The organism is Polynucleobacter sp. MWH-P3-07-1 (assembly GCF_018687555.1).
Lineage (GTDB): Bacteria > Pseudomonadota > Gammaproteobacteria > Burkholderiales > Burkholderiaceae > Polynucleobacter.
On the sequence record NZ_CP061296.1, the window covers coordinates 1,250,444 to 1,272,975 of the forward strand.

Sequence of the window (22,532 nt, forward strand, 5' to 3'; positions counted from 1 at the left end):
CATCAGCTCGCATCCAAGTCTTGTCGCGCTTTACTCGCTTTTACAAACAGCTTTTCGATCCCCGTTCCATCATTCTCAGCAATCAATTTACGGAGATGTTGAAGGATCGCTAAATACTGATCTAACTCTTTCAGAATAGAAGTGCGGTTGGCCAAGCTAATATCACGCCACATTTCAGGACTTGAGCCTGCAATACGAGTGAAGTCTTTAAAGCCCGCGCCAATATGACTTAATTTATCTGCAGCATCTTCAGAATTGATGACGCTGGCCATTAATGCATAAGCAAGGATGTGTGGCAGATGAGAGACGGCTGCGTAAATAGCATCGTGTTGCACATTCGAAAGCATCTTCACTAGTGCGCCAACCGACTGCCAAAATTTCTCGATTAGCGCGATATCTTGCGGAGAATTTTCTTGCAAAGGGCAAATGATGACTTGCTTACCAAAGAACAAATCCGCTTTAGCAGCACTAGCACCATGCTGAGCGCCACCAGCAATCGGATGCGCCGGTACAAACTGACACGCTTTTTTGCCCAAGACTTCTTTGGCAGCCAAAATCACATCACCCTTTGTGCTACCAGCATCGGTAATCAGCGTCTTAGAGACAAGATGAGGTTCAATCATTGCGAAGATGGTGCGCATTTGCGCAACAGGCACACACAAGACAATCACATCGGATTGCTTAGCAGCATCAATTAAATCCACCACCCCATCGATTGCACCCATCTTTAATGCGTGATCTAAATTAGACTGGCTTCGACCAACCCCAAGAATTTTTGACACAACACCTGCTTGCTTAAGTGCCAAGCCTAGTGAAGCGCCAATCAGACCTACGCCAACAATCGATACCACGCCGTAATTTGGTTTTGTCATCACTTAACCCAGAATGGCCCGCATGGCGTCGATGAAGGCAGCGTTTTCTTCAGGCAGGCCTATAGAAATTCTGAGCCACTGAGGCAAACCATAATTGGCAACTGGACGCACAATAATGCCGCGCTTGAGCAGCGCCAAATTCACCTTCGCCCCCGAATCTGCCTCGTCACCCACTTTCAATAAAACAAAATTGCCTGCAGAAGGCAAGTAGGTCAATCCCATTTCCTCGAAGGCATCAGTTAATTGCAGGTAACCTGCACGATTAAGGTCATAGCCCTTTTGCAAGAACGCGGTGTCTTGTAATGCTGCAATTGCAGCAGCTTGCGCCAAGCTATTCACGTTAAAAGGTTGGCGAATGCGGTTCAGTAAATCGGTGAGAGCAGGTTGAGCAATACCGTAACCAATCCGTAGTCCTGCCAAGCCATAGGCCTTAGAAAAACTACGTGAAACGATTAAGTTCGGAAAACGTTTAACCCAAGCGATTGCATCGTACTGCTGCTCAGGCAATAGATACTCGTTATAAGCCTCATCTAGCACGACGATGACATTGCTAGGCACCTGCTCCAAAAATGACTCAATCTCTTGTGCACTCAAATAGCTACCAGTCGGATTATTGGGGTTAGCCACAAAAACTAACTTTGCTTTTACCCCTGAGGTCTGAATTGCTTTGAGCATTGCATTGAGGTCATGCCCATATTGAGGTGTTGCAGCAACCTCTACTGCGCGCGCACCAACCGCTTGAGTGGCTAATGGATACACCGCAAAAGCATGCTTAGAGAAAATAATGTCGTCGTCAGTGTGCGCAACTGCTCGTGTAGTTAACTCCAGAATGTCATTGCTACCATTTCCCAGAGTAATCCAATGCGTCGGGACATCTAAACGCTCTGACAAGACATTCTTGAGTTCAAAACCATTGGAGTCTGGATAACGACCTAAGTCACTGGCCGCTTTCAGCATTGCATCATGAGCCGACTTGGGCATGCCCAGGGGATTTTCATTGGACGCAAGCTTGATAATCTTGCTCTCATCCAAACCATATTCACGCGCAACCTCGCTGATAGGCCTGCCACCAACGTAAGGCGCAATAGCTTGAATATGTTTTAAGCCGAAAGAACTCATAATCAAATGGCTGAGCGGGGATAGGAGCCGAGCTTTTTATAGAACGCAGCTGTGTCTTGAAGCTCAATTAGTGCCTTAGCAACTTTGTCTTCATCTGCATGGCCAGCCACATCAATGAAGAAGTGATACTCCCAAGTTCCCTTGCGCGCAGGACGAGATTCAAAACGATTCATCGAAACACCGTGCTTTGCCAAGGGAGCAAGCAAACGATGTACGGCACCAGGCTGATTATCAACAGATAGCACTAGCGAAGTTTGATCATTACCAGTTGCTTGACATGCATAGTTACCAATCACTACAAAGCGAGTACGATTGTGCGGGTCATCCTGAATTTGTGATGCCACTGCTTGTAAGCTGTATGCAATTTGCGCAGGCTCACCGGCAATGGCTGCCAAAGTGGGATCTGCTGCAGCCATGCGCGCAGCTTCAGCATTACTACTCACTGCTTGGCGCTTTAACTGAGGGGCGTGCTCACTCAACCACTGTTGACATTGTGCAAGCGCTTGAGCATGGGCACAGACAGTAGTAACCCCATCCAAGCTTCCACTCTTCGTTAACAAATGATGACGAATAGGCAAAACGACTTCACCGCTGATTTGCAGGGGGGCATCGAGTAACAAATCGAGCGTACGAGAAACGGCACCTTCGCTAGAGTTTTCCACTGGTACAACGCCAAATTGCGCAGCACCCTTCTCTACCGCTTTAAAAACCTCATCAATACTGACGCAAGGCAAACCGGCAATGGATTGACCAAAATAAGTTTGTGCAGCCTGCTCAGAAAAAGTGCCGACCGGACCCAGGTAAGCAATCGTTTGTCGAGCCTCTAAAGCGCGGCAAGCAGACATCACCTCGCGCCAGATCGCAGCAATACCATCAGGCAATAAAGGACCCTGATTGATCTCTTGCAGTTTTGCTACGACTTGGCGCTCACGCTCAGGCCGAAATACTGGTGAGGCAAATCCACCTTTGATATGCCCTACCTCTTGTGCAGCTTGAGCACGCTGTGAGAGCAGATCCAAAATCTTGGCATCTAAATCATCGATCTTGTCACGCAAGGGCGCAAGTCGCTGTTCTTCAGTACTCATTAAGCCCGCCTTTCAAAATCTTGCATAAATTCAACCAGGGCTTTTACACCCTCTATAGGCATTGCATTGTAGATACTTGCTCGCATTCCACCAACTGCTTTATGACCTCTCAGCGCCACCAAACCAGCAGCATGAGATTGCGCTAGAAATTCGGTATTCATCGCCTCATCTTTCAAAAAGAAGGTGACATTCATTCTGGAGCGATAAGGTTTTGCAATGCGATTCTCGTACAGAGCGCTTTGATCAATGCATTGATAAAGTAAATCTGCCTTTACTTGATTCTGTTTGGCAATCGCTTTAACACCGCCCTGCTTCAGCAACCACTTAAAGCTCAGACCTGCCATATAAATCGCAAACGTGGGAGGCGTATTTAACATCGATTGATTGGCGGCTTCTTTTGCCCAATCCCAAACCGATGGCGTGATTGGCATGCTGTGACCCAACAGATCTTTACGGACGATCACAATCGTGACACCTGAGGGCCCAATATTCTTTTGCGCACCCGCAAATAGCACTCCGTATTGGCTTACATCCATCTCTTTGGATAAGATGTTGCTTGATACGTCCGCGACTAAAGGCACATTACCAACATCTGGCACCTGGTCAAATTCAACACCACCAATGGTTTCGTTAGAGCAGATATGCACGTATGCGGCATCACTCGAGAGATTCCAAGATGAGCGCGGTGGAATCGTGGTGAAGTGCTCTGCCTCTGAAGAGGCGGCTAGATGAGCTGCACCGTATTTCTGAGCCTCTTTCAAGGACTTCTCAGACCAAATACCGGTAACGATGAAATCTGCTTTAGGCCCACTCTTGCTCAGACCCATGAGATTCATTGGGATCGCAGCATTTTGTCCAATACCACCACCTTGCAAAAGCAAGATCTCATATTGATCTGGAATACTCATCAAAGTACGCAGATCGTGCAATGTCTCTTCATACACCGCCATAAACTCTTTGCTGCGGTGGCTGATCTCCATGACACTGGTTCCAAGACCATGCCAGTTGAGCATTTCATCTGCAGCCTGCTTCAGAATCTCTTCGGGAAGAGTGGCGGGGCCCGCAGCGAAATTAAAAATGCGGCGGTCAAACGTCATGATGGTGTCGACTAGTCTGTATTCGATGCCAGCTTAGGCATCACTAGCAGTATCGCTAGCAGCATCACCGACATCGCCAGCATCAATCGAATCATCTTCTACAAGGTCATCCTCGTCATCTGAATCGCTTTCAGCAATCCTCTGCAAGCCAGATAAACGAGTCCCCTCATCTACGTTGATGAGTGTGACACCTTGCGTTGAGCGACCCATCTCTCTGATTTCAGAGACACGCGTCCGCACTAAGACACCACCCGTAGTAATCAACATGATTTGATCTTCAGGAGAAACGAGAGCTGCAGCAACAACTTTGCCGTTACGCTCTGATGTCTGAATGGCGATCATGCCCTTAGTACCGCGACCATGACGGGTATATTCAGCGATTGGAGTACGCTTGCCATAACCATTTTCAGTTGCAGTCAAGACGCTTCCAGGAGTCGCATTGGCTTCAGCATCTGCCACACTAATCTGCGCGCCCTCTGCCACTTCCGCAGGAGCTACTAGCATTGCAATCACTTGCTGACCTTCACCTAAGTTCATACCGCGCACGCCTCGAGCAGTACGACCCATTGGACGAACATCATTCTCATCAAAGCGCACCGCCTTACCAGCATCAGAGAACAACATGACATCGTGTTGGCCATCAGTAATTGCTGCGCCCACCAAGAAATCGCCCTCATTCAAATCAACCGCAATAATGCCGGCCTTGCGTGGGTTAGAAAAGTCAGATAAACGTGTCTTCTTAACGGTACCTAAGCTGGTTGCCATAAAGACGTACTGATCATCCTGATAGCCTTTGATTGGCAGAATCACGGTGATCTTCTCGCCTTCAATCAGCGGGAACATATTGACGATGGGCTTACCTCTTGAGGTGCGACTACCTTGAGGTACTTCCCAGACTTTGAGCCAATACATGCGACCGCGATCAGAAAAACACAAAATGGTGTCGTGTGTATTTGCTACGAATAAAGTATCGATCCAGTCTTCATCTTTAGTTGCCGCCGCCTGCTTACCGCGACCACCGCGCTTCTGCGCACGATACTCACTGAGCGGCTGACTCTTCATATAACCAGTATGTGAAAGAGTAACAACCATATCTTGCGGCGTAATGAGATCTTCAGTGAAGAGCTCAGTTGCATTCATCTCAATAAATGAGCGACGACCGTTGTCGCTGCCTGCAATGCCGTACTCGGCCTGCACTTCTTTTAATTCGCTTTCGATGACCTGAGTGACTCGCTCTGATTTAGCCAATAAGTCGAGCAAGTCAGCAATCTCAGACATGACGTCTTTGTACTCAGAAACAATCTTGTCTTGCTCAAGACCAGTCAAGCGTTGCAAACGCATTTGCAGAATTTCTTGTGCTTGGCTATCAGATAAGCGATAGAGGCCACTGCTCTGCATGCCGTATTCAGGCAAGAGGCCATCAGGGCGATAAGCATTACGACCGCCTGGGGTATCTGTCTCTGCACGCGCCAACATCTCACGTACCATCGAGGAATCCCAATTCTTGCCCATCAACTCCGTCTTTGCTTCTACTGGATTGGCAGCAGCCTTGATGATCGCAATGAATTCATCAATGTTTGCTAATGCGACAGCTAAGCCCTCGAGGACATGACCACGCTCTCGCGCTTTACGAAGTTCAAAAATCGTGCGACGGGTAACAACTTCGCGACGATGCTGCAAGAAATACTCCAGCATCTGCTTCAAGTTCAACAGGCGTGGCTGGTTATCAACCAAGGCCACCATATTCATGCCGAAGTTATCTTGTAACTGCGTACTCTTGTATAAATTATTCAGAACAACCTCAGGAACTTCACCGCGCTTGAGCTCAATCACAACGCGCATTCCAGATTTGTCGGACTCATCCCGCAAATCAGAAATACCTTCGACTTTTTTCTCATTCACTAACTCAGCAATGCGCTCGAGCAAGTTCTTCTTATTGACTTGATAAGGCAACTCATCAACGATGATGGCTTGACGCGAACCCTTATCAATATCTTCAAAGTGGGTCTTGGCACGCATGACCACGCGACCGCGACCAGTGCGGTAACCCTCACGCACACCTTGAACACCATAAATAATTCCGGCAGTGGGGAAATCTGGCGCTGGGATGATCTCAATCAACTCATCAATGGTGCAATCCGGGTTGTGCAAGACGTGTAAACAGGCCTGAACCACCTCATCCAAGTTATGAGGGGGGATATTGGTTGCCATACCTACCGCAATGCCTGAGCTGCCGTTAATGAGCAAATTGGGCACTTTGGCAGGCAGAATCAGGGGCTCGCGCTCGCTACCGTCGTAATTTGGCCCAAAATCGACCGTTTCCTTATCCAAATCAGCCAATAGGTCATGGGCAATTTTGCGCAAGCGGATCTCGGTATACCGCATCGCAGCGGCGTTATCCCCATCCACGGAGCCAAAGTTACCCTGGCCGTCAACTAACATATAGCGTAGAGAGAAATCTTGGGCCATCCGGACGATGGTGTCATACACCGCAGAATCGCCATGGGGATGGTATTTACCGATTACATCGCCAACTATACGGGCAGATTTTTTGTAAGCACGGTTCCAATCGTTGTTTAATTCATACATCGCAAATAAGACCCGGCGGTGTACTGGCTTAAGGCCATCACGCACGTCTGGCAAGGCTCTGCCGACAATGACGCTCATAGCGTAGTCCAAATAGGACCGCCGCATTTCGTCTTCTAGGGATATTGGTAGTGTTTCTTTAGCGGCTTGTTCCATTTAGAAATAATATCATTTTGATGACGGAAGACCCCTATGCTAAGATTCTGTCAGTTTGTACGAAATTGAGATGTGTCGCTTTGCGGTGTTTTTGCTTCAAAGTAGGGCGAATTACATTTAAGTTTGACTTTAATTAAAAAGAGATTTTTGAGGACTAAAAATGAACAAAACCCTAAAACTGTTGCTCGCTTCTGTTATTACCGTTTCTGCAACCGCAGCAATGGCATCTGATAACTGGCAAAACGGCGACGGCTCCCTGAACTGGAAAAACGGCGACGGTACATTGTGCTGGCGTGATAATAACTGGACACCTGCAACTGCAGCTGCTGGTTGCGATGGCGCATTGCAACAAGGTCACTCCGCTGCTGGCGTTAGCCAAAGCAAGATCACTTTGCAAGCTGATACCCTCTACGATTTCAACAAGTCTGACTTGAAACCAGAAGGTAAAGCGACTTTGGACAAGATCGCTGCTGATCTCTCCAAGATCAAGCTGGAAGTCATCATCGCTGTTGGTAACACCGACAGCGTTGGTACAGATGCATACAACATGGCCCTCGGTCAGCGTCGTGCGCAGTCTGTTAAGACTTACCTCGTAAGCAAGGGTGTTGACGCAAGCCGCATCTACACAGAATCCAAAGGCAAGAGCAATCCAGTTGCAAGCAATGCAACTGCTGAAGGCCGCGCTAAGAACCGCCGCACCGACATCGAAGTTGTTGGTACAGCTAAGTAATCCGCTTCAAACCTAAAAAAGCCCGGTTCTGCCGGGCTTTTTTATTTCCGCTATATTCGTAACATGAACGTTGATCAATCTGAAATCGCTAAATTTAGCGCCCTAGCCCATCGCTGGTGGGACCCCAATAGTGAATTTAAGCCCTTGCATGCAATTAATCCGTTGCGCCTGGATTGGATTCAATCCTTTGGCAGTTTGGCGGGAAAGAAGGTCTTAGATGTTGGCTGTGGCGGTGGAATCCTGGCGGAATCTATGGCTCAGTCCGGGGCTGATACCACCGGCATTGACCTCTCTGAGAAGGCTCTCAAAGTTGCTGAATTACATGCCCTCGAGGTGGGTGCCAAACTCATGTATCGCGCCATTTCGGCCGAAGCGCTCGCCGATGAAAATCCAGGTCAATACGATGTTGTGACCTGCATGGAGATGCTCGAGCATGTGCCAGATCCCGCATCGGTTGTCAGAGCCTGCGCCACACTAGCCAAGCCTGGCGGCACCCTTTTCTTCAGCACCTTGAATCGCAATCCCAAATCCTATTTATTTGCCATCCTCGGAGCTGAATACCTACTTCGCCTGCTCCCCAAAGGGACTCACGAATACGCTAAATTCATCAAGCCATCTGAGTTGATTGCCTTTACTCGCGAGGCAGAATTAGAACTGCTCGGGATGAAAGGGATGAGCTACAACCCGCTTACCCAAGTCTATTCGCTAGGGAGCGATATGGATGTCAATTACATGATTGCTGTTCGCAAATGCAGTTGATGCAAAGCCCTTATCAGGGGATCTTTTTTGACTTGGATGGCACCCTAGCAGATACAGCCCCTGATTTAGTTGCCGCCGCAAATCAACTGCTCATTGCTCGCAAGCAAGCTGCACTGCCATATGAACTATTACGCCCTCGAGCCTCTGCTGGCGCTCGCGGTCTCATCGCAGGCGCATTTGGTATCACCCCGGAGCACCCTGACTTCAATCACTTGCGCGATGAATTTTTTACAAACTATGAAAATGCCCTGCTAGTAAATAGTGTTTTATTCGATGGCATTGATGAGTTACTGAATCAACTGGATCAGGCCCATATTCCGTGGGGGATTGTGACGAACAAGCATGAACGATTTACCCACCCCCTGACTGAACAGATGGGCTTGCGTCAGCGAGCAGCGTCAACGGTATCAGGCGACACTACTCCGCATGCCAAACCACATCCCGCCCCCATCCTGCATGCTGCTCAGCTAGCGAAGATTGATCCGACCAAAGGGCTCTATGTCGGCGATGATATTCGGGATGTTGTGGCAGGCAAGGCAGCCGGCATGAAAACAGTAGCTGCAGCCTATGGTTACTGCGGCTGCACAGAGCCTCCCGAAACTTGGGGAGCAGACTATTTAGTCAAAACCCCACACGAATTATTTGAAATCATCTTTCCAGCTCACTCATAGGGCTTTAGTAAAAGTAACGAGCTTTTTTAGGCGGTCCGCCTTAAAATAGACCCTCTTATGCATTAACTCCGGGGTCGACATGGTTTCGACGTGGATTACAAAGCATCAAGGGCATACCGAGGACCCGTTATCTCGTAAATCAATGGGAATGTAATAACTGCTAACGACGAACGTTACGCACTAGCCGCTTAATTGCGGTTGCCCCTGAACTGATTCTCTCTTGGGTCAGCTAGCGAAAGCTAGATCAGGGTCATTTACAAGAGATAAGACTATCTCGTGTCACGTGGGATAGTACGAAAACTTAGTGAATCGTCAACGAGGAACGTGTCAGTCCGTGCCTAGTTGGTTAAATTAAATGATATGACTAAGTATGTAGAACTTGTTGTGGAGGATTTGCGGACGCGGGTTCGATTCCCGCCGACTCCACCATTTAAAGCAAACCCCTCTGAAGCTAGAGGGGTTTGTCTTTTGCTTTTGATCTTTTTACTTTACTCTTTACTTTAAAGAGAGTCGCCACAGCGATGTAACTTCTTTGCTGCGAGCAGTATGCAAAGCATCTGCTTGATCAAACACTTTTTTATGATGCGGCCTGGTATCCATTCGATGAATGACTTTCATTCCGGCCTCATCAAACCAGAGCTCTAGCTCTCTCCGACTTCGCAATCCTAAATGCTCGGCTAGATCAGACAAGATTAACCAAGCCTCACCTTCAGGCAGTAAATGATCTTGGAGTTGCGCTAGAAATCCTTTGAGCATTTGACTGTTGGGGTCGTAGACCGCGCCCTCTATTGATGAACTTGGCCTAGCGGGCAGCCAAGGAGGATTACAAACAATCAGTGCCGCCTTACTAGGGGGGAATACGCCCGTCTTGAGTAACTCAATCTGCCCAGCAAACTCTGATCGATCGATATTATCTTTTGCGCAATCCAGTGCTCTTGGATCCAAATCTGTCGCAATGATCTTTGCTACACCTCTGCTTGCCAGTACGATGGATAAGATCCCGGTTCCCACGCCAATATCGAAGGCAATCGCGTTTTTACTCAGCGCTTTAGGTAAAGGCGCCTGGTTTACTAAATCAATATATTCACCCCGTATTGGTGAAAACACACCATAGTGAGGATGGATATAAAACGCCCTCTCTCCGCTCAAGGCGGGAATGAGAACACCTTTCTTTCGCCACTCATGTGCGCCCACCACACCCAACAACTCTCGCAATGAGACTAAGTAAGAAGACTGAGTATTGCCATAAGCCTCTTGGCAAGCCTGGGCAATATCGGGCGCCCGCCTCAAATCAATGTGGTGATCGGCATTACATTCAATCAGGAGCATACCTAAAATACGAGCTCGTTGAGATTGCGCCAGACGATGCAAATTAAAAAGATCAAGCGGGCTTTGATTAGGCTCTTTTTTGACCCGCTGTGATTTTTTAGAAGGTTTATCCAGCCTACGGGCTAGCGCTTGCAAAAGCTGACGGGCATTTTGAAAATCTCCGCGCCATAGAATGGCGGTCCCCTCGCAAGCCACTCGATAAGCAGCATCTGCAGTCAGGGTGTCATCGCCAATCACCAATTTTTGGTGAGGTCGAATCCCATTTTCGGAGCGCCAAAAGGCAGAGTGGCTAACACCATCCTCTTCCCAGCTGATGGATTGATCAGGGCTCAAGGGTGGAGTCAGTGATCTTCGGGGGTGACGTCTAAAGCAATCAGAAAGCGTGAGACCATGTTGTAGGCAGCAATCACGCTCACTAACTCAACTACTGCAGTATTGCCCAGCTCTTCATGTAAGCGCTTCATTAACTCTGGATCAACTTTGATATTGCGAGTCATCTGCAAGGTGAGCTCTGCAGCATCTTGCTCAATTGGACTAAATAATGCTTTCGGGAAACTTGCTTGTCCCAATAAACGGAGCGCATCCACTTGCTCTTGTGTCCCACCAGCCGCCTTGAAGGGTGGCGCATGATGAATGAATTCGTATTCAGCGCCATTCAAAACAGCTACTCCACACATCCCAAGTTCACGTAACTTGGGATCCAAGGAAAGGTGGTTGCGGATTGCCCCGATGTAATGATTCCAGCCCTCAGCAATCGGCACACTATGCAAGAGCATGCGATCTAAATTAATAAACTTTCCGCCACGTCGTTTCCGAATGGCAGCAACCAACTCGGCAGGTTCAGACAAATCCATCGGCTGGTAGTCAATTAGTCGCTGAGAGCGTTCCTTACTCATTGGCTTTATTACTCAAATAATTTATTGGGTTTCTTTAATATTGTTCTCAATAACAAACTTACCCCAGATTGCAATTTGTTTGCCAACGAAATCACCTAATACCTCAGGGCTACCACCCACGATTTGAATGCCCTGGGCTTTAAACTTATCAGACACCGCGGGATTCTTGAGAGCCTTGTTGAGCGCTACATTCATCGCTTTCACAATCGCAGGTGGAGTCTTGCCTGGAGCTAACAAACCCCACCAAGCAGGCGCGTTGAAGCCCGGAAAACCACTTTCAGCAACCGTTGGAACATTAGGTAATTCAGGGGAGCGCTTGGCAGTTGTAATCACTAATGGCACAACTCCGCCGTTTTCAATATGGGGCATTACCAAGAATTGGGAACCAACACCCAAAGGTACCTGACCGCCTAAGACGTCTTGCATTAAAGGGCCGCCGCCACGGTACGGTACGTGGATCCAATCAAAGCCTGCCGTCTTGGCTAAACGGGCCATGGCCAAATGTCCAAGACTACCAATCCCAATTGAGCCATAACTAAATTTCTTGCCTGCTTTTGACTCTTCAACCAATTGCTTGAAACTCTTGATCCCTGATTGTTTACTGGCCACAAGGACCATTGGGGAAGTTCCAATCAAGCCAACGGGAGCAATATCTTTAATCGTGTCATAGGGGAGCTTGTCTTTCAGACTAGGATTGACGCCGTGAGTATCAAAGACCACCGCGAAGGTATAACCATCTGGTTCGGCTCGCGTCATTGCGGAAGTTCCAATGACGCCAGATGCACCGCCCACGTTATCTACAATGACGCTCTGCTTTAATTCTGCCTGAAGCGCTGGCGCCAAAATACGGGCCACCTGGTCAACTGACCCCCCTGCTGGAAACACTGCAATTAAACGGATTGGCTTCTGGGTAGGCCAAGTACCAACCCCAGGATCTGCAGCTAGCACGAGGCTGCTCATACCGCACAAAATAAGGCTCATCGATAGGGCTCGAGTGATTTGATTAAATAGGTGTCTCATGACAGGTCTCCTCCACTTAAGGACATAAGATTACCACTCCCAGAGCTCCTTGTTTGATAATAGAGGGTGCAACAGAGACAAAATCCATGAAACCCATTCTGAATATTGCTGCCTATTTATTCGTCAGCCTAGACAAGCTCGAAGAACTGCGCTCGCACATGCTTCAGGAGTGCAATGAACGTCATTTAAAAGGCACCATTTTGCTGACTGGCGAGGGTATTAATCTCTTCCTTGCTGGCGCAGAGCTAGAGATGCGTGGCTTCTTAAAATGGCTACGTAGCGACCCCCGCTTTGCCGCTATTGAGGCAAAAGAGAGTTGGTCAGATGAGCAGCCCTTTAAAAAAATGCTAATCAAACTCAAAAGTGAGATTATTCGCATGAATCACCCGAGCATTCAGCCAGAAAAGGGTCGAGCTAATTTTATTGCCCCCCAGAAATTAAAAGAGTGGCTAGATCGTGGTACCGATGATTTGGGACGGCCAGTCGTGATGCTCGATACGCGGAATGCATTCGAAATTGACTACGGCACTTTTGAAAATGCCCTGCACTTCAATATTGAAAAGTTCACTGAATTTCCTGAGGCGATTACTAAGCACAAAGAAGAGTTACTAGATAAAACGATCGTCAGCTTCTGTACTGGTGGCATTCGCTGCGAGAAATCTGGCTTGTATATGCGTGAGATCGGTATGGAGCACACCTACCAGTTGGAAGGTGGAATTCTGAAATACTTTGAAGAAGTTGGTGCAGCCCATTACGAGGGGTCCTGCTTTGTGTTTGATGAACGTGAGGCACTCGAGCCGAGTTTGGACATCATTCCACCCGAGCACTCGATTCGTAAAAAAATTCAAACTGGCTAATTGATAGACTCACTACGCCGACTTACCCACCAAATCAAAGTGCTCTACCACTGGCGGTTTCAGAAAAAATGGCCCCACAATCGAGCGCCACTCCGTGAAGGCAGGAGATTCCCGAAAGTCTACGGTGTGATTCTCGAGAGTGTCCCAATAGTTCATGAGTAAATAGCGGCCAGGGCTTTCCTGACTGTGATTCACTTTAAAGCCTTGAAATCCTTTAGCCTTCGAAATCACAGTCTGGATGCCCCGCAAAATAGCCTCTTCGAACTCTTTTTGCTTGCTTGGATCAATTTCAATATCAGCAACTTCCAAAATCATGGCGTTTCCCTTATTTCTGTAAGACTAAATAGTAGAATTCCTATACAACAACATATTAATCCAAACCTAAGGATGCGAGACATGTCTAAATATTGCAATCGGCTGCTGCCGATTTTTTTATCCTCATTGGCACTTACAAGTAGTTCCCTATTTTTCAGCCCTGTCGCGCATAGCCAAAGTGCTTACCCCACCAAACCAATTCGACTGATTGCACCAGTATCTGCTGGCGGTGGATTAGATAATATTGCCAGGGCAGTTGCAGAACGCTTATCCAAGAATTTAGGTCAAAGCGTGATTGTGGATAACTTATCCGGTGGTGGTGGCGCAATCGCATCCATTACCACGGCCAAAGCCAATCCGGATGGCTATACCCTCATGATTGCCTATGTCGGAACCCATGGCACAAACCCGGCTGTTCGTAAACTGAACTACGATGCAATCAAAGACTTCACCCCTATCGGCATGATCGGCGCAACACCGAATGTCCTCATCATTAATCCTCAGGTGCCCGCAAAAACACTGAGTGAATTTATTGCCTATGCAAAAAAGAATCCATCTAAGCTCAGTTACGGTAGCTCTGGTCCAGGGACCCTAACGCACTTGTCGATGGAAGAGTTCAAAATGGCAACTGGGATCTTCATGGTTCACATTCCTTATCGCGGCATTGCGCCCGCCTTTACTGATTTGATTGGCGGCCAAACCGACGCCATGTTCCCAGGATTGTTTGCAGCACTGCCTTACATCAAAACGGATCGAGCTCGGCCTCTTGCAGTTACTGGCCTTAAGCGGAGTCCTGCTGATCCCTCGATTCCAACCTTTAAAGAATTAGGCTATCCCGGCTTTGAAGGTCAGCAATGGTATGGCATTGCGGGTCCTGCCAACCTGCCGCCAGCGGTAGTCGCCAAATTAAATGCTGAGCTCAATAAAGTATTGGCTAGTCCTGAGTTTGCAGACAAAATGTCTGCTGAGGCGCTTACCGTGATGCCAATGAATCCTCAACAATTTGCTACCTATATCAAGGATGACATTGCACGCTGGAGCAAAGTAGCCAAAGACCGCCACATCGAAATCGAATAATCACTCCACTCTTTATTTTTTAGGAATTCTTATGTCACAAGTTATTGCCGCAGCAGCCGATTTGAACGCTCCACCAGTCACCAAAACCCTAGCGGAGTTTGTCAGCACTCACCCATCTCAAGGATGGTCTGCAGAGGTTGAGCATGAGGCTCACCGTACTTTTTTAAATTGGTTAGGTTGCGCAATTGGTGCAGCCCAGCATGAGAGCGTTACATCTTCGCTGGCAGCTGTTCAAGAGTTTCAACCAGCGCCTCAAGCCTCCATCCTGGGACGCAAAGAGCGCGTGGATATGGGTGGCGCTGCTTTGGTGAATGGCATTAGCTCACATACTTTCGACTTTGATGACACACACCTCAAGACCGTCATTCACCCAGCTGGTCCAGTAGCCTCTGCCATTTTGGCGCTTGGCGAGCACATTAATACCAATGGTCGTCAAATCATTGATGCGATGGTTCTCGGTATCGATGTGGAATGTCGAGTGGGTAATGCGATGTATCCCGATCACTACCATCGTGGCTGGCATATCACTGGCTCAACTGGCATGCTTGGTTCAGCAGCAGCCTGTGCGCGCATTTTGGGTTTAGACACTCATAAAACCATCATGGCTTTAGGTATTGCCGCCTCACAACCGATTGGTATGCGCGAGCAATTCGGAACGATGACTAAACCCTTTCATCCTGGAGCAGCTGCACGCGCTGGACAGATGTCAGCTCTGTTAGCGAAACATGGCTTTACTGCAAGCTTGCGTGCATTAGAGGCTGGTCGAGGGTATATGCAAACTGTCTCCACCAAAAATGATTGGTCGGAAATTGATCGTGATCTCGGTCAATCTTTTGAAATCTCGCTGAATACCTACAAACCCTTCGCTTGCGGTATTGTGATTCATCCTGCAATTGATGCTTGCGCACAATTGCGTGCTCAAGGAGTTAAAGCAGATGATGTCGAACGGATTGAACTGCGTGTTCACCCACTCGTACTTGAACTCACTGGCAAGAAAACCCCAAAAACAGGTTTAGAAGGAAAATTCAGCGTCTATCACGGCTGTGCCATGGGCCTCATGTTTGGCCAAGCTGGTGAAGGCGAATATGCCGACGACATCGTCAACAGACCCGATGTTGTAGCACTGAGAGCAAAAGTCAATGCCACTACGGATACCAATATTAGCGAAGCCTCTGTTGATGTCACAGCGATTCTGAAAGACGGCAAAGAAGTTCATGTCTTTGTAAAGAATGCAATTGGCTCTGTTGAAAACCCCATGAGCGACGCTAACCTTGAGCAAAAATTTACCAGTCTGGCTGAACCAATTATTGGTAAACAAAAAACGGTTCAATTGATTTCAGCGCTTTGGAATCTCAGCAAAGCCACTGATCTCAAGCAAATCATTCAACTCTCTACACCAGATTAAAGCAATGACTGAAACTACCAAACCGACCATTGTGATTCTGGGTGACTACGAAAAAGCCTTACGTCGTTTCTCATCCTGGGATCAACTTGACCAGCGTGCGAGCCTCACCATTCATCACGAGCCTTTGCGAGATGAAGCTTTATATGAGGCAGTAAAAGATGCAGATGCGATAGCGATCGTGCGTGACCGCTCGCCCTTCAATGAGGCAATGATTGCGCGTTTACCAAAACTCAAGTTTCTGATGTTTACTGGGGAGCGCAATGGCACACTCGAGGCAGCAGCATTAGTAAAAAGAAATATCCCTATGGCATGCACCCATGGAGGCCCATCAAAAGAGACCACTGCTGAGCTCACATGGGCCGTCATCTTGGGCGCCTCTAAACGCTTAATTGAACAAAATCATTTAATTGCAACAGGGGGCTGGAGGGATTCTTTATCGCTCGTTCCGATGCTATCAGGCGAGCGTCTTGGCATTATGGGTTTAGGTGCAATTGGTAGTCGAGTAGCAAGAGTAGGCGCAGCCTTCGGCATGGAGGTAGTCACCTGGAGTCCACGCATGACCCCAGAAAGAGCTGCGGCAGAAAATGCGAAGTCGGTGAGCTTGGAAGAATTACTCAGCACCTCCAAAGTAGTTACGATGCATTTGGTTGCTGGTCCGGGCACCAAAGGTCTCATTAGCGCAGATCAATTAGCACTAATGCGCCCCGATTCAATCTTGGTTAATACCTCGCGTGCCGCACTCATTAATATGGCTGATCTGCAAAAAGCATTAGTCGCTGGCAGACCAGGACAAGCTGCGGTGGATGTCTTTGATCTCGAGCCACTTCCTCAACATGATCCCCTCCGCAACACCCCCAACTTACTGGTCACGCCCCATTTGGGTTTTATTGCAGAGCCGATTTTTGAGACTTTCTCCAAAGGCATCACTGAAACTTTAGAAGCTTGGTTAGATCATAAGCCGGTACCCATGCCCTTCAAGCCACAATAATTTTTAATCCCTTTGAAAACCCTCACACCCCTCCAACTTTTTATCGGCTTTTCGAGGATTGGTCTGTCGGGGTTTGGGGGAGTGCTGCCTTGGGCAAGACGCACCATTGTGGAAGAGGAACAGTGGCTCAGCTCTGAAGAATTTAGTGCCACGCTCGGCATCTGCCAAATTGTTCCAGGCCCAAATGTGACGAATTTAGCGGTTTGTGTGGGTTCCAGATTTTGCGGGGTAACTGGGGCAATCGCTGCCGTTTTAGGCCTCTCTCTCGGGCCAATTTGTATCGTCATCTTATTGGCCTTACTCTATAACCACTTTCGTGATTTAGAGTCTGTGCGTGGCATCTTAAGAGGCATCTCTGCAGTAGGAGTCGGATTGATTGCCTCTACCGGATTTAAGATGCTCAAAGACGAATTCCACTATCCGCCCAGTTTGCTGGTAGTCGTTATGGTGATGATTGCAGCCAGCTTTTTTCATCTAGGATTGGGCTGGGTGGTACTGATTGCTTCACCAGTGGCACTGTTCTTGGCATGGCATAAAGCAAAAAGATAATGCCAACACTGATTGCCCTCTTCCTGAAGTTTTCGGCTTTCTCCTTGATTGCCTTTGGCGGTGTGAACGCCTTACTTCCGGTATTACTAGAGCTCACCGTATATCAAGAGCATTGGTTAGATCTGCAAACCTTCTCGGATTACTTTGCAATTGCCCAAGCAGCACCCGGACCAAACTTTATGACAGTCACCTTAATCGGGTGGCATATGAGCGGCGTGCTCGGCGCATTTATGGCCACTTTTGCCATTATTTGGCCTGCTGGGATTTTAGTGTTCTTTTTGCAACGCTTTATCTTGAAGATGCAAGATCCCATGAAGAAGAAGGTGGTGCAATATGCTGCTGCTACTTTGGCAATTGGTTTAGTCCTTTCTTCTGCTCTCGAAATCGCCTTACAGATTAATCATGGCTTGATGGCCTACCTATTAAGTGGACTCACCATTGCGATTGTTTTATTGACACGCTGGCATCCTTTATATTTAATTGCACTAGGCGCCCTGTTGGGTGCATGTGGATTAATTTAGAGGCGAACTGCATGAGTAAATTGAATCTTTGGAAACTGGGCTCTTTGGTCCTAATCATTTTTGCCCAATGCTCAGCTTGGGCAGATAACTATCCCAGTAAGCCCATTAATTTCATAGTGCCTTATGGTGCTGGGGGGGGAGCAGATTCTCGTAGTCGTCAAATTGCGCAAAAGATGAGTGTGCTCTTGAAGCAGCCAATTATTGTGGATAACAAACCGGGGGCCGGTGGCAATATTGGCACTGAATATATTGCCAGAGCTGCTCCCGATGGATACACCATCGGTATGGGCAACTTTGCACCCATGGCAGTTAATAAAACCCTATTTGGTAATTTGCGCTATGACCCAGAGACCGATTTGACCCCCATCGTCTTAGTTGAAAAAGGACCACTCGTTTTGGTCGTCAATCCCAATTCGCCTTATAAAACAGTACAAGATATTGTGGCAGCGGCTAAAGCAAAACCGGGTAGCCTGACTTTTTCTTCTGGCGGCATTGGTGGCAGCCATCAACTATCAGCCGAACTATTCCAGCAAAATGCAGGCATTGAGATGATTCACGTACCTTATAAGAGCGGTTCCGCTGGCTTAACCGATCTCATGGCAGGCAATGTCACGATGATGTTTGATCAGATGTATTCTGCGATGCCGAGTATTAAGGCAGATAAACTTCGTCCAATTGCGATCACCAGCAAAAAACGTTCGCCTTTACTCCCGGATGTACCAAGCTTTACAGAGGCAGGCTATCCCAAGGTTGTCGTGCTCAATTGGCAAGGTCTGATTGCACCTAAGGGCACGCCTAAGGCAATCATTGACAAACTCAACGCGGCAGCTAATGAAGCTTTGAAGGATCCTCAACTCAGAGAGCTCATGCTCTCCCAGGGAAATGAAATTGGTGGAGGTAGCCCCGCTGATTTTGCTGCTTTAATTAAATCCGAGTCAGCCAAGTGGAGCGCTGTAGTCAAGCTGGCAAATATCAAGCCAGAATAAGGCGAGTCTTACCTAGAGAATAAGGCCTGAAAAGTCATAATGCCAAGGAAGGTCAGCGTCAAAGAGCCTACCAAATGAATGACTGCTGTTCCGAGCGCCCAAGTGAACTCGCCACGTTGCATAAAGCCAACTACTTCGGCAGAGAAACTAGAGAATGTCGTTAGGCCCCCTAGAAAACCCGTAACGACTAATAGGCGCCACTCAGGAGAAAGGCTTGGGTTATTGCCAAAAAAGGCAACTGCTAAACCAATCAGGTAGCCGCCGAACATGTTCGACAGCAGAGTGCCCATCGGAATCACTGAAGGTGAATTAATCGTCCAAAAGTTAAAGCCCGCTCTGAGCAAAGCACCAAAGCCAGCACCAACGAAGATTGCGCAAACAGATAGCCACATAATTAATCTATTGTAAATAAAAGCTGAGCATACTAATCGAACTCATTTCAATGCCATCTACCAGGAGCTTAACCTGCTCTCCTTTAGCCTGTAATGCGAGGGTATAGAGCGCGGGCCAATAGTGCTCCGGGGTTGGAATAGACAAGTGCGCAGCCTCGCCATATTGCTCCCATTCAATTAACTGCTGATGCTGATTGGCCTGGATTTGAGAAATGAAAAATTGATTAAAGGATTCTGCCCAGGGGTAAGGTTTTGCATCACTCTGCCAGTGGATTGTGCGTAAATTGTGGACCACATTACCACTTCCAATAATGAGAATATTTTCATCACGCAAAATTTGTAGTTGCTTTGCTAAATCGTAATGGGCTTGTGCACTCATTGCGCCGTTCAGACTGAGCTGCACTACTGGGATATCTGCCTTAGGGAAAAGATATTTTAGGACCGACCAAGCACCATGATCAATCCCCCATTCATGCTCTTCAAGCACCACTGGCATGCTGAGTAATTCTTGGATACGGTCTGCTAATGCTGGACTACCAGGAGCAGGGTACTGAATCTTGAAAAGCGCTTCTGGAAAGCCGCCAAAGTCATGAATCGTTTTGGGCGCAGACATCGCCGTCACCCAAACACCTCTAGTTACCCAATGCGCTGAAATCATCAAAATCGCATCGGGTCGTTTAAGCGACTTACCTAAATTGGCCCAAGCATCGGTATAACGATTGGGCTCAAGGGCATACATCGGACTACCATGACCCACAAAGATTGCAGGCTGACGGTGAGTCATATGGGGAATCTAAATGCTACTTTTAACCGAAAACGTAGCCGATATGGGCGGCAACCAGAGCAAATAAAATCGCCAAGCTAGTAGCGATTGCCAACATCACCACCAGGGTGATGATCTTTTTATTGATCACTTCTTTGGGTTCGTTTTGCCATTCATTCATACCAAATCCTTAGTAAATACAGTATTAATGGATTAATTATCCACTATCGGCCCCGACCAGCCTTACGCATCATCCCCTTACCCCCTCCAAAACCAGCCTGAGGGCGTCCGCCGCCAGCTTGTGGGCCCTTAGAGGGCTGAGGACGTAAGGCAGGCTTAGCAAGCACAACGGGCTTTGCAGGTACTTTTGCTACGGGTTTTTTATCATCAGTCACAATGGTCTCCTATCGATATCATATTGCCATGATTACTGACTATTCTATCCAAGCTATCGCAATTAATGCGATTCCCTTAATTTTTGCCATTACGATCCATGAAGCTGCGCACGGCTATGCCGCCCGCTACTTCGGCGATAACACCGCCTACGTCCTCGGACGAGTCAGCCTGAACCCAGCAAAACATATTGACCCAATAGGCACTGTTTTAGTACCTTTAATGCTCATCTTGGCTGGCTCACCCTTCTTAGTAGGCTATGCCAAGCCAGTACCAGTCCGCTTTGACCGCCTACGTCATCCCAAAACAGACTCAATTTGGGTAGCCCTGGCAGGACCAGGAGCAAACTTGATGCAGGCCATTCTCTGGGCCATGGCTTGGGTGGTAATTCAGGGGCTCGGTATTCAGGAACCCTTTCTGACAGGCATGGCTCAAGCAGGAGTGATGTGGAATATCGGCCTTCTCGTATTTAACCTATTTCCGCTTCCACCCTTAGATGGCGGTCGCATTCTGTCAGGTTTACTCCCCACCCGCCAATCCCTTGCTTTTGATCGATTAGAGCGCTGGGGATTCTTTATTGTTTTGGCTCTTGTATTTACTGGGATTATTGGCGAGTTGTGGATGCAACCTCTCAGCAATCTATTCTTGCGCCTGATTGATCTCCTGATGACACCTTTGCGGATGATTTTTTAATTGAACTCGATGTCGCCTAGCAAGGGCTTTAAAACCATTCTGCTATATCGCGTTGGCAATACCCTGAGCTACCAAATCATGATGGTTGCTGTGGGATGGCACCTCTATGAAATCACTCATAGTGTCGTCTCTCTTGGCTTGGTTGGTCTTTCTGAGCTTGTGCCTTATTTTGTATTTGCCTTGTACTCAGGGCATGCCGTCGATCACTACTCTCGAAAAAAGATTGCTGCTGTAGCGTGCTGCATTCACATGAGTGTGGCTCTATTTCTTACGGCAATCGCATTGGGTTGGTTAAGCCCTCCGGTACCTCTGATCTATACCGCTGTGGCTCTGATTGGGGTTGGCCGCGCAGTGATGCGACCCGCCTACCAAGCCTTGTTTGGACAAGTCATTCCACGCGAACATTTAGCACGCTATACAGCCTATGCCTCATCTGCTTTTCAGATCTGTGTCGTAGCCGGTCCCGGATTAGGTGGGCTATTAATTGGTTTTGCTGGACTTGAGTGGACCTACCTTGTAGCAGCTATTGCCGGCGCAATTGGTTTATATGGTGTCAGCTTAATTAAGGTTAAACAAGAAAATACCGGCAATCTTTCCGGAAACTTTTTGAAGAGTTTTCTGGAGGGCTTTCATTATGTCAAAGGACATGAGCTCATTCTCAGCACAATGGCCTTAGATATGTTTGCTGTGTTATTCGGTGGCGCAGTTTCGATATTGCCTGCTTTTGTTAAAGAAGTCTTACATGCTGGGCCAGAGATTTTAGGCATCTTGCGAGCCGCGCCCGCAGCGGGTGCGGTCATTACTGGAATTTATCTAGCGAGTAGGCCTCCTGTGATGGATTCAGGAAAATATTTACTGCTTGCTGTCGCTGGATTTGGTTTGGCGATCATTGCTTTTGGTCTCTCTAATAGCTTGTGGGTCTGCGCCTTTTTCCTATTTATTTCAGGATGCTGTGACTCGGTCTCCGTTGTTATTCGCGGCAGCATTATTCAGCTCACTACGCCAGATCATATGCGCGGCAGAATTGGTGCAATTAATGGGATCTTTATTGGGTCCTCTAATGAGTTAGGGGCTCTAGAATCTGGTATTGCCGCTAGCTTGATGGGTTTAGTCCCTTCAATCATTTTCGGCGGGATTGCCACAATTGCCGTCGTCCTCATTACCTCCAAGCTAGCCCCACAATTACGTAAATTGCATATTCGGGATCTTTCCTAAGACGGTGAATTTAGAAGTATGATTTACCCCATTCAATTTCATCTGACACCCTATCTCT

General features: G+C 47.8%; 25 protein-coding genes and 1 other RNA gene. 13 read left to right on the forward strand and 13 right to left on the reverse strand.

The annotated features are described in order from the left end of the window. Positions 1 to 2: 2 nt before the first annotated feature. Genes ICU98_RS06535 through gyrA form a run of 5 tightly spaced genes read right to left on the reverse strand, consistent with a single transcriptional unit; the run spans position 3 to position 6,915 of the window. The gene (locus ICU98_RS06535) at positions 3 to 872 is read right to left on the reverse strand and encodes a prephenate dehydrogenase/arogenate dehydrogenase family protein (protein WP_215351536.1); all 870 of its coding nucleotides are present in this window, start codon (positions 870 to 872) and stop codon (positions 3 to 5) included. 3 nt (positions 873 to 875) lie between these two features. Continuing rightward, positions 876 to 1,994 carry a histidinol-phosphate transaminase gene (hisC, locus tag ICU98_RS06540; protein WP_215353196.1) on the reverse strand — a complete coding sequence of 373 codons (1,119 nt, stop codon included), beginning with the start codon at positions 1,992 to 1,994 and terminating at the stop codon, positions 876 to 878. Then, entirely contained in the window at positions 1,994 to 3,076 is a 1,083-nt protein-coding gene (pheA, locus tag ICU98_RS06545; protein ID WP_215351539.1) for a prephenate dehydratase, read from the reverse strand. Before pheA ends, hisC begins: the two co-directional genes overlap by 1 nt. Continuing rightward, on the reverse strand, positions 3,076 to 4,173 hold the full coding sequence (gene serC, locus ICU98_RS06550; protein WP_215351541.1) for a 3-phosphoserine/phosphohydroxythreonine transaminase: 1,098 nt from the start codon (positions 4,171 to 4,173) through the stop codon (positions 3,076 to 3,078). The genes pheA and serC overlap by 1 nt, the downstream gene beginning before the upstream one ends. Before the next feature lie 33 nt (positions 4,174 to 4,206). Beyond that, positions 4,207 to 6,915 carry a DNA gyrase subunit A gene (gyrA, locus tag ICU98_RS06555; protein ID WP_215335969.1) on the reverse strand — a complete coding sequence of 903 codons (2,709 nt, stop codon included), beginning with the start codon at positions 6,913 to 6,915 and terminating at the stop codon, positions 4,207 to 4,209. A gap of 160 nt (positions 6,916 to 7,075) precedes the next feature. Here gyrA and ompA point away from each other — a divergent pair, with 160 nt between their 5' ends. From ompA to ssrA, 4 genes are all read left to right on the forward strand, one after another. Next, positions 7,076 to 7,645, forward strand: a complete 570-nt coding sequence (ompA, locus tag ICU98_RS06560) for an outer membrane protein OmpA (protein ID WP_215351544.1) — start codon at positions 7,076 to 7,078, stop codon at positions 7,643 to 7,645. A 63-nt stretch (positions 7,646 to 7,708) separates the two neighbouring features. Further along, the gene (ubiG, locus tag ICU98_RS06565) at positions 7,709 to 8,404 is read left to right on the forward strand and encodes a bifunctional 2-polyprenyl-6-hydroxyphenol methylase/3-demethylubiquinol 3-O-methyltransferase UbiG (protein ID WP_215351547.1); all 696 of its coding nucleotides are present in this window, start codon (positions 7,709 to 7,711) and stop codon (positions 8,402 to 8,404) included. Continuing rightward, positions 8,404 to 9,075: an HAD family hydrolase gene (locus tag ICU98_RS06570; RefSeq protein WP_215353200.1), complete on the forward strand. Its 672-nt coding sequence runs from the start codon at positions 8,404 to 8,406 to the stop codon at positions 9,073 to 9,075. Before ubiG ends, ICU98_RS06570 begins: the two co-directional genes overlap by 1 nt. A 70-nt stretch (positions 9,076 to 9,145) precedes the next feature. Continuing rightward, positions 9,146 to 9,504: a transfer-messenger RNA gene (gene ssrA, locus ICU98_RS06575) on the forward strand. Positions 9,505 to 9,570: 66 nt separating this feature from the next. Here ssrA and ICU98_RS06580 read toward each other — a convergent pair. The 3 genes from ICU98_RS06580 to ICU98_RS06590 are packed head-to-tail and all read right to left on the reverse strand — an operon-like array spanning position 9,571 to position 12,320. Continuing rightward, complete coding sequence (locus tag ICU98_RS06580; RefSeq protein ID WP_215351550.1) at positions 9,571 to 10,737, reverse strand: 50S ribosomal protein L11 methyltransferase; 1,167 nt, start codon at positions 10,735 to 10,737, stop codon at positions 9,571 to 9,573. 8 nt (positions 10,738 to 10,745) lie between these two features. Beyond that, positions 10,746 to 11,300 (reverse strand): carboxymuconolactone decarboxylase family protein, encoded by a 555-nt coding sequence (locus tag ICU98_RS06585; RefSeq protein WP_215351553.1) that lies wholly within the window; start codon positions 11,298 to 11,300, stop codon positions 10,746 to 10,748. 21 nt (positions 11,301 to 11,321) lie between these two features. After that, positions 11,322 to 12,320, reverse strand: a complete 999-nt coding sequence (locus tag ICU98_RS06590; protein WP_215351556.1) for a tripartite tricarboxylate transporter substrate binding protein — start codon at positions 12,318 to 12,320, stop codon at positions 11,322 to 11,324. A gap of 86 nt (positions 12,321 to 12,406) precedes the next feature. Between ICU98_RS06590 and ICU98_RS06595 the strand changes: the two genes are divergently transcribed. Next, positions 12,407 to 13,177, forward strand: coding sequence for a sulfurtransferase (locus ICU98_RS06595; RefSeq protein ID WP_215351559.1), 771 nt, complete (start codon positions 12,407 to 12,409; stop codon positions 13,175 to 13,177). A gap of 12 nt (positions 13,178 to 13,189) precedes the next feature. On the opposite strand, the gene ICU98_RS06600 is transcribed toward ICU98_RS06595, so the two are convergent. Beyond that, positions 13,190 to 13,492 carry an antibiotic biosynthesis monooxygenase gene (locus ICU98_RS06600; RefSeq protein WP_215335976.1) on the reverse strand — a complete coding sequence of 101 codons (303 nt, stop codon included), beginning with the start codon at positions 13,490 to 13,492 and terminating at the stop codon, positions 13,190 to 13,192. An 81-nt stretch (positions 13,493 to 13,573) separates the two neighbouring features. Between ICU98_RS06600 and ICU98_RS06605 the strand changes: the two genes are divergently transcribed. The 6 genes from ICU98_RS06605 (at position 13,574) to ICU98_RS06630 (ending at position 19,018) form a co-directional block, all read left to right on the forward strand. Further along, positions 13,574 to 14,569, forward strand: coding sequence for a tripartite tricarboxylate transporter substrate binding protein (locus ICU98_RS06605; protein ID WP_215351561.1), 996 nt, complete (start codon positions 13,574 to 13,576; stop codon positions 14,567 to 14,569). Positions 14,570 to 14,600: 31 nt separating this feature from the next. After that, positions 14,601 to 15,974 (forward strand): MmgE/PrpD family protein, encoded by a 1,374-nt coding sequence (locus ICU98_RS06610; RefSeq protein WP_215351564.1) that lies wholly within the window; start codon positions 14,601 to 14,603, stop codon positions 15,972 to 15,974. A 4-nt stretch (positions 15,975 to 15,978) separates the two neighbouring features. Continuing rightward, the gene (locus ICU98_RS06615) at positions 15,979 to 16,962 is read left to right on the forward strand and encodes a D-2-hydroxyacid dehydrogenase family protein (RefSeq protein ID WP_215351567.1); all 984 of its coding nucleotides are present in this window, start codon (positions 15,979 to 15,981) and stop codon (positions 16,960 to 16,962) included. A gap of 81 nt (positions 16,963 to 17,043) precedes the next feature. Then, positions 17,044 to 17,511 (forward strand): chromate transporter, encoded by a 468-nt coding sequence (locus ICU98_RS06620; protein WP_251365319.1) that lies wholly within the window; start codon positions 17,044 to 17,046, stop codon positions 17,509 to 17,511. Continuing rightward, positions 17,511 to 18,032 (forward strand): chromate transporter, encoded by a 522-nt coding sequence (locus ICU98_RS06625; RefSeq protein ID WP_215335984.1) that lies wholly within the window; start codon positions 17,511 to 17,513, stop codon positions 18,030 to 18,032. The genes ICU98_RS06620 and ICU98_RS06625 overlap by 1 nt, the downstream gene beginning before the upstream one ends. 11 nt (positions 18,033 to 18,043) lie before the next feature. After that, on the forward strand, positions 18,044 to 19,018 hold the full coding sequence (locus ICU98_RS06630) for a tripartite tricarboxylate transporter substrate binding protein (RefSeq protein ID WP_215335986.1): 975 nt from the start codon (positions 18,044 to 18,046) through the stop codon (positions 19,016 to 19,018). 8 nt (positions 19,019 to 19,026) lie between these two features. Here the strand turns inward: ICU98_RS06630 and crcB are convergent, their stop codons facing one another. From crcB to ICU98_RS06650, 4 genes are read right to left on the reverse strand one after another with little or no spacing between them, the layout of a single operon-like run. Next, positions 19,027 to 19,410, reverse strand: coding sequence for a fluoride efflux transporter CrcB (gene crcB, locus ICU98_RS06635; protein WP_215335988.1), 384 nt, complete (start codon positions 19,408 to 19,410; stop codon positions 19,027 to 19,029). A gap of 7 nt (positions 19,411 to 19,417) precedes the next feature. Continuing rightward, the gene (ygiD, locus tag ICU98_RS06640; protein ID WP_215351572.1) at positions 19,418 to 20,194 is read right to left on the reverse strand and encodes a 4,5-DOPA dioxygenase extradiol; all 777 of its coding nucleotides are present in this window, start codon (positions 20,192 to 20,194) and stop codon (positions 19,418 to 19,420) included. Positions 20,195 to 20,216: 22 nt separating this feature from the next. Beyond that, positions 20,217 to 20,354, reverse strand: a complete 138-nt coding sequence (locus ICU98_RS06645) for a hypothetical protein (protein ID WP_215335991.1) — start codon at positions 20,352 to 20,354, stop codon at positions 20,217 to 20,219. Between the two features lie 43 nt (positions 20,355 to 20,397). After that, positions 20,398 to 20,568: a hypothetical protein gene (locus ICU98_RS06650; RefSeq protein WP_215335993.1), complete on the reverse strand. Its 171-nt coding sequence runs from the start codon at positions 20,566 to 20,568 to the stop codon at positions 20,398 to 20,400. Positions 20,569 to 20,596: 28 nt separating this feature from the next. Here ICU98_RS06650 and ICU98_RS06655 point away from each other — a divergent pair, with 28 nt between their 5' ends. Both ICU98_RS06655 and ICU98_RS06660 read left to right on the forward strand, forming a co-directional pair. Continuing rightward, positions 20,597 to 21,259, forward strand: coding sequence for a site-2 protease family protein (locus ICU98_RS06655; RefSeq protein WP_215335995.1), 663 nt, complete (start codon positions 20,597 to 20,599; stop codon positions 21,257 to 21,259). Positions 21,260 to 21,268: 9 nt separating this feature from the next. Then, positions 21,269 to 22,474, forward strand: coding sequence for an MFS transporter (locus tag ICU98_RS06660; RefSeq protein WP_215351574.1), 1,206 nt, complete (start codon positions 21,269 to 21,271; stop codon positions 22,472 to 22,474). The last annotated feature ends 58 nt before the right edge of the window (positions 22,475 to 22,532 follow it).